Here is a 13,274-nt window from a genome sequence, read left to right as displayed (position 1 = left end):
CCTTATGCCCGCACCGTGACGAGAGGGGTCTGAACATGGCGACACGCACGGGAGCTACCACGGCTACTGCAGAAGCAACCGAGGAAGTCAGCAAGAAGGCGCCAGCGCGGAAGCGCGCGACGCCGGTCAAGGAGGCGAGCGCCGACGCAAGCGCCGCAGCCACGACCGAGAGCACCACTGACGACGCCGCGACGGCGAAGAAGCCCGCCGCCAAGCGCGCACCCGCAAAGCGCAAGGCCGCCGCTGCGGCTGATGGCGCGCCCGCGAAGGCGGCGCCTCGCAAGCGCGCGGCTGCCAAGAAGAAGGTCGACGGCGACGAGCCGGAAGACGGCGTCGACGAGGCTGAGATCGAAGAGGCCGATGCGGAGGCGGATGTCGCTGACAGCCCGGAGTCCGACGACGACTCGGTCAAGCCCGCTGACCCGAAGGACGCCAAGGCCGACGCCGAGCAGGCACGCGTCCAGGGCGCGATCGTCCTGACGCCGAGCGACGACGAGGAAGAGACCCCGGTCTACTCCGCGGCCATCACCGGCGCGACCGCCGACCCGGTCAAGGACTACCTCAAGCAGATCGGAAAGGTCGCGCTGCTGAACGCAGCCGAAGAGGTCGACCTCGCCATGCGCATCGAGGCGGGACTGTTCGCTGCCGAGAAGCTCAAGGAGCAGGAGGGCGAGCTCGACAAGCAGCTCGTGCGTGAGCTGAAGTGGGTTGCCCGCGACGGCGACCGCGCGAAAAGCCACCTCCTCGGAGCCAACCTCCGCCTCGTCGTCAGCCTCGCGAAGCGCTACACGGGCCGCGGAATGCAGTTCCTGGATCTCATCCAGGAGGGGAACATGGGCCTCATCCGTGCCGTCGAGAAGTTCGACTACACGAAGGGCTTCAAGTTCTCGACCTACGCCACCTGGTGGATCCGTCAGGCGATCACGCGAGCCATGGCAGACCAGGCGCGCACGATCCGCATCCCGGTGCACATGGTCGAGGTCATCAACAAGCTCGCCCGCGTGCAGCGCCAGATGCTGCAGGACCTGGGCCGCGAGCCCACGCCGGAAGAGCTCGCCAAAGAGCTCGACATGACGCCCGAGAAGGTCGTCGAGGTGCAGAAGTACGGCCGCGAGCCCATCTCGCTGCACACGCCGCTCGGTGAGGACGGCGATAGCGAGTTCGGTGACCTCATCGAGGACACCGAGGCTGTCGTGCCCGCCGACGCGGTGAGCTTCACGATGCTGCAGCGTCAGCTCGAGTCGCTCCTCGACTCTCTCGCTGAGCGTGAGGCCGGCGTCATCCGCATGCGCTTCGGCCTCGGCGACGGCATGCCGAAGACGCTCGACCAGATCGGTGACACGTTCGGCGTGACGCGAGAGCGCATCCGCCAGATCGAGTCGAAGACCATGGCCAAGCTGCGTCATCCATCGCGGTCGCAGTCGCTGCGCGACTATCTCGAGTAGCGAGCACTGCCAGGCTGGCGTCATGCCAGCAACGCAGGAGGCCCGGATGCATCTGCATCCGGGCCTTCTTCGTGTGCGGCGCTGGGCGAGCCAGCGCGTCGTGTGTGTGGGCGACTACTCCGCGGTCTGTCCCGCAGCGGCCTTCTCGCCGTGCAGGCGAGCGGTCTCGTCGTGCCAAGCGACTGCCTGCTGGCGGAGCTTCTCTTCGTGGCGCGTCGCGTGGTGTGCGCAGAAGAGGAGCTCTCCGGCGCTCAGCTGGACTCGGACGTACGCCTGAGCTCCGCACGCGTCGCAACGGTCTGTTGCGGCGATGGGCGCCGAGTCGGTGCGCAGGGCCGTTGTGCTCTCCGTCATGATGCCTCCAAAGCTTCGGTGATCTTGCGATCACGACAATTAGAGCACGCGAGTCGGAGTCCCGCGTGGTTTGAGGGGTCAGGTTCGCCCTGCGCGTAGCCGTCTTCGGCCGGGGTGACGTCGGGCGCCTGGTCGCGGGCCCGTGAGATACTGGCGGCGGTCGGCGAGACGGGGGATTCTCGTCGCTTCGACGACAGCGCAGGCACTGCGCGGAAACGGGAGTGTGCATGGGTGGCAAGCTGCGGCGGATGATCGCCGTCGGTCTCGGACGGAGCGCGCGCGGCGCGATGCGTCTTCGCGGGGGAGGCTCCGCGGTGCCCGGCAGGGTGGCGCTCGCCATCTCCCCGGATTTCCTCGAGACCGCAGTCGCGAAGCTTCCGCTCGGCGTCATCTTCGTCTCCGGGTCGAACGGCAAGTCCACGACGACGCACTTCCTGACCAGGATGCTGCGCCGCCACGGGCTCCGCGTCTTCACGAACTCCTCGGGGGGAAACCTGCCGCAGGGCATCGCGTCGTCGATGCTCCCCGACGTCGACGTCAACGGGAACCTGCGCGCTGACATCGCGGTCCTCGAGGTCGATGAGGCGTACGGGCCGCGGCTGCTCGGTCACCTGCACCCACGTGGCGTCCTGCTGCTCAACGTGCAGGTCGACCAGCTGAACCGCTTCTACGACCCATCGCGGGTGACGGAGTTCCTCCGCACCATCGCCGCGGCGTGCGGTGACTTCAGCGTGCTCAACGCCGATGACGCCTCGCTGCGGAGCCTGCCACCATCGTTGGACGCGCCCGTGACCTGGTTCGGCGTCGCCCCGGAACTGATCGAGCAGTCCCCGAACGGGCTTTCGAACTTCGATGACATCTCCGCAGCGAGCGTCGAGGTCGCCGCCGGCGAGCGCGCTGTGCAGGTCGTCGCGCTCAAGGGACGGGACGCGATGCTTCGCATCGGCGACGACGAACTCGCTATCAAGCTGCCCGCGCGAGGCCTCCACTACGCGCTCGACGCGGCCGGCGCGGCCGCGACCGCTCAGCGCATCCTCGGAGACTCCTTCGTGCCTGCCCTCGTCGCAGAGGCACTCGGCGAATCGCAGACCGTCTACGGGCGCGGTGAGGTCATGAGCGTTCGCGGTGAGGACATCGAGATCATCATGATGAAGAACCCGCCGAGCCTCCAGATGAACCTGGATGCGCTCGAAGAGGCACCTGAGCAGGTCTTCATCTCCGTCGACGAGGGAACGCCAGATCCTTCTTGGATCTTCGGCGCCGACCTGAGCAGGCTCGACAACGTCGACGTGGTCTCGGGCACCAAGGCCTGGCAGATCGCGACGCGCCTCGGCTACGGGGACATCCCTGTGGGACACGTCGAGCCGAACCTGGGTGAAGCCCTCGACAGGTTCCTCGCGCTGCCGAAGCCGAGCAGGGGCATGAAGACGATGATCGTGAACTACGAGCAGATGATGTCGATCCGGCGCCGCCTCGGGCAGTCCGGCATCGAGGGGAAGGTCAACTCATGAAGCTGCGGATCGCGCACCTCTACCCGGTCGAGCTCGGGATCAACGGGGATGTCGGCAACGTGACGGTGCTCGCGAAGCGCGCACGAGCGCGCGGTCTCGAGGTCGAGGTCGTCAACGTCGCTCGTGGCACCGCCTCGCTCCCGGAGCGCATCGACGTCCTCCACGTCGGATCCGGCCCACTCGCCGCAGTGCAGACGGTCCAGGCAGACGCCCTGCGCCACGCGGCCGAGCTGCGCGACCTCGTCGGAGCCGGGCTGTCCCTGCTCGCGGTCGGCGGAGGCTGGGAGCTGCTCGGCACGAGCATCACGCACGATGACGGCGAACTCGAGGGCCTCGGCGTGTTCGCCTCCAGGGCCGTTCGCGAAGCGTCGCAGAGCGTTGCCGAGACGGTGGTGCGGGGCGACGGCGGGCTGCTCGCCGGGTTCGCCAACCACAACGCGATCACGACCCTCGGCGCTGGGGCGGAACCGCTCGGGGAGATCGTGCGGGGCTTCGGCAACGGAGGCTCGGCGGCCGAGAACACCGGCGCAGAGGGCATCCGCCACCTCGCCGCGATGGGAACGCACCTCCACGGACCGGTCCTCGCCCTGAACCCCTCTCTCGCGGACCAGCTGCTCGAGCGGGCCGTTCACCGTCACGATGCCGACCGCAGTCTCGGGGACGGTGGCGAGGAGCTCGCCCGCCTCGACCTCTGGTCGCAGAACGCGCGTCTGGCCCTCATGCGACGGATCGGCGTGGCGGCCCCGGCGTCCTGACCGACGGCCGGGCCGCACCAAGGGCGCGCCCGAACGGCCTGCTCGCGTGGATCCGACAGGCCGCTTGGGCCTGACGATCTGGGCGCGTCAGGAGACCCCGAAGCTCCGGGCCACTCGTCGGGTGAGGCCGGTCACGATCTCATCGCCGACCGTCTCTCCCCAGATCGCCCACTGCTCGGCCGTCGCCTCGCCGTTCGAGCCATCGCCGAAGACGATGCACTCTCCGCCGGCAGCCACGGCTGCGGCACCCTGTGGCAGCGCCACGACCGTCTCGTCGACACCGACCTCCACGACGGGGGCGATGTGCCCGTCGACGATGACGTAGGCGCCGCCCTCCGGGTCGGACTGGATGCCGTCACCGTACCCGACGGCGATGCTCGCCAGACCGTGGCGCGCATCCAGCACCGGGGCGCGCAGCTGCATCGCCGGCCTCAGGCCGAGGTCCGCGGCGCTGCGGTCGCCGAAGGGGGAGATGCCGTACGCGGCGATGCCGACGCGCACGAGATCGAAGTGAGCCTGGGGGAGGTCGATGACGGCGGCGCTTGCCCCGAGGTGCAGCAGCTCGAAGTCGGCGCCGAGCGCGCGGGCCTCCTCGACCGCCGCGATGAACACCTCGGTCGACTCGAGGTCGGCGCTGTGCGAGGTGTCCGAGAGGTGGCTCCAGGCCGCGACGACGTCGAGCTTCCCGAGCGCCTGCAGGCGCAGCGCCTCGGTCACGAACTCGGCCCAGCGCGGCCGGTCCGCGCCACCACGGTGCAGGCCCGTGTCGATCTTCAGGTGCACGCGAGGTCGGACGCGCGCATCGCTGGCGGCGATCGCCTCGAGCTGCCAGAACGTCTGCACGCCCAGGTCGACCCTGGCTTCCGCCGCCGCCGCGAAGTCGGTGCCCTGGCCGTGCATCCAGGCGAAGAGCGGGACCTCGACCCCGGATTCGCGCAGCTCGATGCCGGCGTTGGCCTCCAGCACGCCGAACGAGTCGACGCCGGAGTCCAGTCCAGTGCGGACCACCTCGTGGAGTCCGTGCCCGTAGGCGTTCGACTTCACCGCGAGCATGAACTTGGACTGCGGCGCAAGGGCGGCGAGCGCACGGATGTTGCTGCCGATCGCCTCGAGGTCGACGTGCGCGACTGCAGCGCTCATGTGTAGCTCCGTTCGAATCGCGGGCTCATCCTGCTTGCGATCGCGGCGGCCCGGATTCCCGTGGCGTGCTGCCAGTCGAGGATGCTGGGCTCGCCGGCCGCGGGGTCGCCGAAGAGGATCGTCAGGTCGCCTGGCTGGGCTGGAGCGCCGAGCAGATCGACGGAGAACTGGTCCATGGAGATGGCGCCGACGATGGTCCGGGTCGCCTCTCCGATGAGCACGGGTGCCGTGTTGGATGCGCGCCGGACGACGCCGTGCGCGTAGCCGATGCCCACCAGCGCAAGTTGTGTTCGCTGCGGGGTCACGTAGCTGTAGCCGTAGGAGACGCCCTCGCCGGCTTCGACATCCTTGACCGCCAGGATCTCAGCGCTGACGCGCATGGCTGGGCGGTAGGCGCGGTCCGTGAGGCCGAACAGCGAGCCGCCGGTGATCCTGTCCGAGTTCACGGCATTGGCGTGCAGGAGGGGCGTGCTGAGGTGCAGGAGGGACGCGCGATCCATCTCGGGGGAGACGATGAAGCCCTCGTACCCCTCGGCGTCGAGCGCTTCGGCGACGCGGACCGCGCCGTGTCCATACGCGTCCGCGCGGAGGTCTGCATAGCTGGCGGTCTCCGACCCGAGGAGGCGGGTCGAGTTCTCGCGGATCGCGCGAAGGTCGATGTGGATGCGTCTGCGCACCGGCTCGGGAGTCTGCACGTTGTGCCCTCTCTGGTCGTCGCTGGGCGTGGTCAGGCTAGCACCGGCCGTTCTGGCCTCCGCTGAGGCGCGCGTGGGCCGCGCTGGTGTGGGAGGCGCGCGAAATCCCGCATCCGGTCTACGCTCGAAGGTGGCCCGCCGCTGCCCTGCGGCCGGGTCGAGATCGAACGCACGACGACGCAGAAGAAGGACGTGGACCTCGGTGGCGAATTCCGGAGACGCATACTCAGCCAGACACCTCTCGGTGCTCGATGGGCTCGATGCGGTTCGGAAGAGGCCGGGCATGTACATCGGGTCGACCGACTCCCGGGGACTCATGCACTGCCTGTGGGAGATCATCGACAACTCGGTCGACGAGGCCCTGGCGGGTCACGGCTCCCGCATCCGCGTCCAGCTGCACAGCGACGGGTCCGTCAGCGTCGACGACGACGGACGTGGGGTGCCCGTCGACATCGAGCCGAAGACCGGTCTCAGCGGTGTCGAGGTGGTGTTCACGAAGCTGCACGCCGGTGGCAAGTTCGGCGCGAGCAACTACGGTTCCGCGGGTGGCCTCCACGGCGTGGGCGCATCCGTCGTGAACGCGCTCTCCGCTCGCCTCGACGTCGAGGTGGACCGTGGCGGCAAGACCTACGCCATGAGCTTCCGCCGCGGCGAGCCCGGAATCTTCGAGGACGGCGCTGACGGGCCGAGCCCGACCTCGAACTTCGTCCCGTTCACCAGCACCAGCGAGCTGCGGGTCGTCGGGCAGGCCAAGCGCGGGGTCACGGGAACGCGGGTGCGGTACTGGGCGGACCCGCAGGTCTTCATCCGCGAGGCGAGCTTCCAGACGAACGACCTCGCCGAGCGCGCGAGGCAGACGGCGTTCCTGGTGCCCGGCCTCGAGATGGTGATCGAGGACGCGCGCGACGAGTCGACAGCTCCGACGACGCAGCAGTTCCGGTTCGACGGCGGCATCACCGAGTTCGCCGACTTCCTCGCTCCGGACGCCCCCACGACCGACACGTGGCGCATCGAAGGCAGCGGAGAGTTCACCGAGACCATCCCAGTGCTCGACGACGAGGGCCTCCAGCTCGTGACGAAAGAGGTGGCGAGGACCATGCACGTCGACCTCGCTCTGCGCTGGGGAACCGGGTACGAGACGAACGTGAAGAGCTTCGTCAACATCATCTCGACCCCGAAGGGCGGATCTCACCTCGCGGGCTTCGAGCAGGGCATGCTCCGCTTCTTCCGCGCAGAGGTCGAGAAGAACGCCAGGCGTCTGAAAGTCGGCAACGACAAGCTCGACAAGGACGACGTCCTCGCCGGGCTCACTGCCGTCGTGACGGTCCGCATTCCCGAGCCGCAGTTCGAGGGGCAGACCAAGGAGGTGCTCGGCACGCCGGCGGCGCGCGCCATCGTGCAGAAGGCCGTGACGGCCGGTCTGACCGAGAAGTTTGCCTCCACGAAGCGCCAGGACAAGGCCGAGACGAACCTCCTGCTCGACAAGGTCGTGCAGGAGATGAAGTCGCGCCTCTCCGCGCGCGCCCACAAGGAGACACAGCGTCGCAAGAACGCGCTCGAGAGCTCCTCGCTGCCGACGAAGCTCGTCGACTGCCGGTCGAACGACGTCGCGCAGAGCGAGCTGTTCATCGTCGAGGGAGACTCCGCGCTAGGGACGGCGAAGCCGGCGCGCAACTCGGAGTTCCAGGCCCTGCTGCCGATTCGCGGCAAGATCCTGAACGTGCAGAAGGCCTCGATCTCGGACATGCTCTCGAACTCCGAGTGCGCGTCGATCATCCAGGTCGTCGGCGCGGGTTCCGGTCGGAGCTTCGACATCGGCCAGGCGCGGTACGGCAAGGTGATCCTGATGAGCGACGCCGACGTCGATGGCGCGCACATCCGCACCCTGCTCCTCACGCTGTTCTTCCGCTACATGCGCCCCATGCTCAACGAAGGGCGGGTCTTCGCTGCCGTGCCGCCGCTTCACCGGGTCGTGATCATGCATGCCGGACGCAAGCCGAACGAGACGGTCTACACGTACTCCGAGAAGGAGCTGCACACGCTCCTCTCCAAGCTGGAGAAGCAGGGGAAGCGCTACCAGGACCCCATCCAGCGCTACAAGGGTCTCGGGGAGATGGACGAGGACCAGCTCTGGAACACGACGATGGACCCGAGCGCGCGGCTCCTGAGACGAGTCACGAACGCTGACGCCCACAATGCGGAGCGAGTCTTCGACCTGCTCATGGGCAGCGATGTGGCGCCCCGCAAGGAGTTCATCATCGAGGGATCCGAGCAGGTCGCGCGGGCGGACATCGACGTCTAGCTGCCCCGACTCGCCGCGTAGAGGAAGGCAGGCTCCTCCGGGAGCCTGCCTTCTCGCTGTCTTGCGGAGCCGACGGGTCAGTCGGCGACGGAAGCACCGGCCCCGGCGTCTGAGTGCGCCGTTCCCTCTTCATCGTCGGCGCTCGGGACCGGCGTCGGATCGCCGATGCCGCGGCCGATGAGGTCCACGACCTGCTCGAGTGGGGTTCCGGACGCGTCGCGCTTCGCGCCACCCGCCGGCAGCGCGCGCACGGCGCCGTCCCGCGCGTTTCCGAAGGGGGCGCCTGGCCCGACCCAGGCCGCGCTGAGGCGGCGCTCGCCGCGGAGAAGGCGCTGGGCTCTGACCCCACCCGTCGCGCGGCCCTTCGCCGGGAACTCGCTCAGGCTCGAGACCTTCGCGGTTCCCGAGTCCGTGCCTTCCAGCGCGTCCTCGTTGCGTGCGACGCTCGCGACCTCGGCGATGTCGATGTTGGCCGCCGCGACGACGGCGAACGAGAGCACGGCTGCCCCGTCCGACAGCTTCATGCCGGCCATTCCCGCCGCCGAGCGGCCCTGTGGACGCACGAGCTTGCCGGAGAATCGCAGCAGCTGCGCGTCGTCGGAGACGAACACGAGCTCGTCGTCGTCGGCGGCGAGCGCTGCACCGACGACTTCGTCGCCCGCCTTGAGCGTCATGATCTCGAGTTCGCGGTTCTTCCCGAAGTCGATGCCCGTGACCCGCTTGACGACGCCGAGCTTCGTCCCGAGGGCGATGGGCGTCTCCTGGTCAATCGGCACCAGGGCGACGATCTGCTCCTTCGGGCTCGTCAGGCCCACGAAGTCGTGTGCCTTCACCCCAGCCGAGAGCAGCACTGACCCCTGCGGGCTCGACGGGAGCGCCACCACTGGGACACGCAGGAGCCGTCCGAGGTTGGTGACAGCGCCGAGCTCGCCCTGCACGGTCGTGGTCACGTGCGAGCGGACGGCGTCGTGCTTGCTCCGCCTCGGCGGCTGCTGCAGGCGTGCATCCGCCTCGGTCGTGTCGATGCGGAGCAGGCGGCCCGTCGTGGAGAGCAGCACCTGCGTCGGCGAGTCGGCGAGCTGCAGCTGCGTCGTCTCGATGGCCTTCCCGCGCTTCGGGGGAGTACCGACTCCCTCGGTGAGCAGCGTTCGGCGAGGCGTCGCGAATCTGTCGCTGGTCTCGCGGAGCTCCGCGCCGACACGTGCGCGGAGCAGGATCTCGTCGCCGAGGAGCCGCTCGAGCTCGGCGATCTCCTGCCGCAGCTGGTCGCGCTCAGCCTCGAGCTCGATGCGCGAGAACTTCGTGAGGCGTCGGAGTCGGAGCTCGAGGATGTACTCCGACTGGAGCTCCGAGAGGTCGAAGACGATCCGCAGGCGCTCGCCGGCGGCCGAGGCGTCGTCGCTCGAGCGAATGATCTGGATGACCTCGTCGATGTCGAGGATCGCGATGAGCAGGCCCTCGACGAGATGGAGGCGTTCGAGCTTGCGCGCGAGCCGGAAGGCGCTCCGCCTGCGTACCACCTGGATGCGGTGGTCGAGGTAGACGCGAAGCAGCTCGATGAGGCCGAGCGTCTGAGGCCCGCCGTTGACGAGCGCCACGTTGTTGATGTGGAACATGTCCTCGAGCGGCGTGTGCCGGTACAGCTGCTCGAGCACGGCCTCGGGGTCGAAGCCGGTCTTGATCTCGATGACGAGCCGCAGTCCGTGCTTGCGGTCCGTGAGGTCGGCGACGTCGCTGATGCCGGCCAGCTTCTTGGCCTGCACCCCGTCCTTGATCTTCTCGATGACCTTCTCGGGACCGACCATGTAGGGGAGCTCGGTGACGACGATGCCGGACTTGCGCGCCGTGACGCGCTCGACGCTCGCCGTCGCGCGCGTCCGGAACGAGCCCCTGCCGCTCGCGTACGCGTCCCGGATGCCGTCGAGGCCCGTGATGCGAGCCCCAGAGGGCAGGTCGGGCCCGGGGATGAACTGCATCATCTCCTCGAGCGTCGCTCCCGGGTTCTCGAGCAGGTGCAGCGCTCCCGCGATCACCTCGCCGAGGTTGTGCGGCGCCATGTTCGTCGCCATGCCGACGGCGATGCCGCTCGCGCCGTTCACGAGCAGGTGCGGCCATGCGGCAGGAAGCACCTCTGGCTGCGTCGTCGAGTTGTCGTAGTTGGGAACGAAGTCGACGACGTCCTCGTCGAGCTCAGCCGTGAGCGCCAGGGCGGCGGCGTCGAGTCTCGCCTCCGTGTAGCGGGGAGCCGCGGGGCCGTCGTCGAGCGACCCGAAGTTGCCATGGCCGTCGATCGTGGGCACGCGCTGCACGAACCCCTGAGCCATGCGGACGAGCGCGTCGTAGATGGCGGTGTCACCGTGAGGGTGCAGACGCCCCATCACCTCACCGACGACACGCGCCGACTTCACGTGCCCACGATCCGGCCGGAGCCCCATCTCCGCCATCTGGTAGAGGATGCGACGCTGCACGGGCTTGAGCCCATCCCGCGCGTCGGGAAGCGCCCTGGCGTAGATGACCGAGTAGGCGTACTCGAGGAAGGAGGACTGCATCTCGGTCGAGACGTCGATGTCCTCGATGCGCTGCTCGCTCATTGCCGAGGAGTCGTTGTTGCGTGTTGTGCTCATGTCACCTGTCGGAAGGGAGGTTGCCGCGGTGCCCCTGTGGGAGACTGGGACGGATGTCGTCCATGCTATTCAGCGCGGCGAGCGGTCGCCCGACGCTCTCCGACGTGTTGCCGAATTCGCTTGCCTCGCTGCGAGGTGAACGCGGGCCGCTGGGTCTCCCAGCGGCTCGGTCTGCGGTCGTCATGCTCGTCGACGGGCTCGGTGCTGCGATGCTCCGTTCCCGAGCCGGGCACGCGCGGCGGCTGAGCGCCGGCTGGCGCAAGAAGGACACCGCCTTCTCGTTCCCCTCGACGACCGTCGCGGGGATCACCTCCCTCACGACGGCCACCCGCGCAGGCGAGCATGGGCTGCTCGGATACTCGCTCTACGACCGAGACGCCGGAGTCATCCGCAACCAGCTGTCCGGCTGGGGTGATGGCATGGACCCAGCCACCTGGCAGCTGCAGCGGACGGTCTTCGAGCAGCTGCGCGACGCGTCATCCGGAGTGCAGAGCATCGTGGTCGGCATGCCCCAGTACCGGGACTCCGGGCTGACGCACGCTTCGCTCCGGGGCGCCATGTACCTCGAGGGCGAGTCGATGCAGGAGCGGGTCGAGGTGACCCTCGCCGCCCTCGACGCGCACCCACGCGCGCTCATCTACCTCTACAACGCCGAGCTCGATCAGGCTGGCCATGCGCACGGATGGGAATCCGACGCCTGGCTGGCGCGGCTCGAGGAACTCGATGCGGCCTTCGACTCACTGACTCGCGGGGTGGATGCGGGAATCGGCATCCTCGTGACGGCAGACCACGGCATGATCGACATCCCGCGACATCGGCAGATCGACATCGACGATGACGACCCGCTCTTCGATGGGGTCATCGCGATGGCGGGTGAGCCCAGGCTCCGTCACCTGTACCTGGCGCCGGACGCGCATGCTTCGGCGACGGACGAGCTTCGCAGGCGGTGGCACGAATCGCAGAGCTCTCGCGCCACTGTCCTCACGCGTGCAGCGGCGATCTCCGAGGGCTGGTACGGGCCCGTCGTCGCCCCGGAGGCGGCAGCACGCATCGGGGATGTCATCGTCGCGGCCACCAAGGGTGTGACCTACTACCCCTCGTCCGTGCAGTCAGGGGCGAGACTCGTCGTCGGACAGCACGGATCGATCACGCCGGAGGAGACCATCGTCCCCCTCATCCGGGCCGGCGCCTACGCGCACTGACCCGCAGGGCAGGTCGATGGTCGGCGACTACTCGTCGCTGCGGGTGCCGAAGACGATCTCGTCCCAGCTCGGCATCGCCGCACGCCCTGAGCGCTTCGGCGAGTGCTTCGAGTGCGTCGGCTCGTCAGGCTCACGCGCAGGCTCGTCGAGCCCGTCGAGCGGCACATCGACGGCGCGCACGCCGCCAGCGCCGAGGTCGCTCGGCTCGATGGTCTCCGTCTCGAAACGATCCTCGTCGCGGGCGCGAGGAGCGAAGAGCTTCACGGGACTGCGCTCGGGAGAGGGCGATCCGCTCTCGTCGAGGGCGCCCTCGGGGCTCGACTCGTCCTCATCCGTGCCATCTTCGTCGTCGAACGACTGCGGGACTCGCTCACCCCGGCGTCGACGGAGTGCCTCCAGCAGATCGGCCGTCTCGTGGTGCTGCTGCTCAGTCGCACGCTCGAGTCGGGATGCCGCCGCGCCGATCCACGAGACCGGCTCCTTCGCGGAGGGCTCAGCGCTGGCGGCCGGTGCCGCCTCGCGCTGGGGAGCTTCGACGACGGCCCGCAACCGGGGGCTGCCGAGCGCAGGCGCCTCTCCTTGCTGCGAGAGCATCGTCGCCGTGGGGTTGAGCGGGGTCAGGGCCTGCGTCTTCGGCTCGAAGCCCCACAGGGCCTCTCGCGAGATCTCGTCGACAGCGAATGAGAGGCCGACGCGCCAGCCTTCCTCGTCGTCCTTCCAGGCATCCCAGACGACGGCGGTGGCGCTCGACGCCTCGAGGCGGTCGTCGATGACCTCGCCGAAGCTCGTCCCGTCTTGTCCGAGCGGGTCTGCATCGGTCTTCAGGCGCACCGTCACGGCCCGGGCCTGCCGAACCAGATAGTCGCGCTCTGCGCGCACGGGACCCTCGAAGCGCACCACGTCCTCGCGAGCGGCCCCGGTGAGGTCGATCACCTCGTCGATCGTCTTCCCTGCGCGGATGAGCTGCTGGATCGCCCGCGGGGGCACCTTGGGCGCATCGACGCGCGTCGAGATGCGCGGCCGCAGGGCATCGCGGAGCGCTTCGTCGATCACGACTCGGAAGCGCTGGCCGTCATCTCCGGACACGACGAGGGCACCTTCATCCAGGTCGATGAATCTGAGCTCTTGCATGCTCGTACTCCTTGGCGTTGCCGATTCCTGGGGCACAGCATCACACGTTGGGACGGTGCAAGCGGGGAGCCCTGGGGCGCGCCGCCCAAGTCGGAAGGACATTTGATCTCGCTCC

The 13,274-nt window shown here is 68.8% G+C and carries 10 protein-coding genes; 5 read left to right on the top strand and 5 right to left on the bottom strand.

Going from position 1 to position 13,274, the window contains the following annotated elements:
- Positions 1-35: 35 nt before the first annotated feature.
- The gene (locus ABVF28_RS03025) at positions 36-1,445 is read left to right on the top strand and encodes an RNA polymerase sigma factor (RefSeq protein WP_104312027.1); all 1,410 of its coding nucleotides are present in this window, start codon (positions 36-38) and stop codon (positions 1,443-1,445) included.
- Between the two features lie 114 nt (positions 1,446-1,559).
- On the opposite strand, the gene ABVF28_RS03020 is transcribed toward ABVF28_RS03025, so the two are convergent.
- Positions 1,560-1,799, bottom strand: coding sequence for a hypothetical protein (locus ABVF28_RS03020; protein WP_104253334.1), 240 nt, complete (start codon positions 1,797-1,799; stop codon positions 1,560-1,562).
- Between the two features lie 227 nt (positions 1,800-2,026).
- On the opposite strand from ABVF28_RS03020, the gene ABVF28_RS03015 reads away from it, so the two are divergent.
- Both ABVF28_RS03015 and ABVF28_RS03010 read left to right on the top strand, forming a co-directional pair.
- Complete coding sequence (locus ABVF28_RS03015) at positions 2,027-3,310, top strand: Mur ligase family protein (protein ID WP_371029440.1); 1,284 nt, start codon at positions 2,027-2,029, stop codon at positions 3,308-3,310.
- Positions 3,307-4,065, top strand: a complete 759-nt coding sequence (locus tag ABVF28_RS03010; RefSeq protein ID WP_371029439.1) for a type 1 glutamine amidotransferase — start codon at positions 3,307-3,309, stop codon at positions 4,063-4,065. Before ABVF28_RS03015 ends, ABVF28_RS03010 begins: the two co-directional genes overlap by 4 nt.
- An 87-nt stretch (positions 4,066-4,152) precedes the next feature.
- Here the strand turns inward: ABVF28_RS03010 and ABVF28_RS03005 are convergent, their stop codons facing one another.
- Together ABVF28_RS03005 and ABVF28_RS03000 are read right to left on the bottom strand one after the other, a co-directional pair.
- Entirely contained in the window at positions 4,153-5,205 is a 1,053-nt protein-coding gene (locus ABVF28_RS03005) for an alanine racemase (protein ID WP_371029438.1), read from the bottom strand.
- On the bottom strand, positions 5,202-5,882 hold the full coding sequence (locus ABVF28_RS03000) for an alanine racemase C-terminal domain-containing protein (protein WP_371029437.1): 681 nt from the start codon (positions 5,880-5,882) through the stop codon (positions 5,202-5,204). Before ABVF28_RS03000 ends, ABVF28_RS03005 begins: the two co-directional genes overlap by 4 nt.
- A 220-nt stretch (positions 5,883-6,102) precedes the next feature.
- Here ABVF28_RS03000 and ABVF28_RS02995 point away from each other — a divergent pair, with 220 nt between their 5' ends.
- Entirely contained in the window at positions 6,103-8,202 is a 2,100-nt protein-coding gene (locus tag ABVF28_RS02995) for a type IIA DNA topoisomerase subunit B (RefSeq protein ID WP_371029436.1), read from the top strand.
- A gap of 77 nt (positions 8,203-8,279) precedes the next feature.
- Here ABVF28_RS02995 and ABVF28_RS02990 read toward each other — a convergent pair whose 3' ends face one another.
- On the bottom strand, positions 8,280-10,826 hold the full coding sequence (locus ABVF28_RS02990) for a DNA topoisomerase (ATP-hydrolyzing) subunit A (RefSeq protein WP_371029435.1): 2,547 nt from the start codon (positions 10,824-10,826) through the stop codon (positions 8,280-8,282).
- A gap of 53 nt (positions 10,827-10,879) precedes the next feature.
- Here ABVF28_RS02990 and ABVF28_RS02985 point away from each other — a divergent pair, with 53 nt between their 5' ends.
- Positions 10,880-12,028: an alkaline phosphatase family protein gene (locus ABVF28_RS02985; RefSeq protein WP_371029434.1), complete on the top strand. Its 1,149-nt coding sequence runs from the start codon at positions 10,880-10,882 to the stop codon at positions 12,026-12,028.
- A 27-nt stretch (positions 12,029-12,055) separates the two neighbouring features.
- On the opposite strand, the gene sepH is transcribed toward ABVF28_RS02985, so the two are convergent.
- Positions 12,056-13,159 (bottom strand): septation protein SepH, encoded by a 1,104-nt coding sequence (gene sepH / locus ABVF28_RS02980; protein WP_371029433.1) that lies wholly within the window; start codon positions 13,157-13,159, stop codon positions 12,056-12,058.
- Between the last annotated feature and the right edge of the window lie 115 nt (positions 13,160-13,274).

Source organism: Pseudoclavibacter sp. JSM 162008, assembly GCF_041366455.1.
Lineage (GTDB): Bacteria > Actinomycetota > Actinomycetes > Actinomycetales > Microbacteriaceae > Pseudoclavibacter.
Note: the sequence above shows the minus strand (reverse complement) of the source record. Positions and strands in the feature narration are given on the sequence as shown.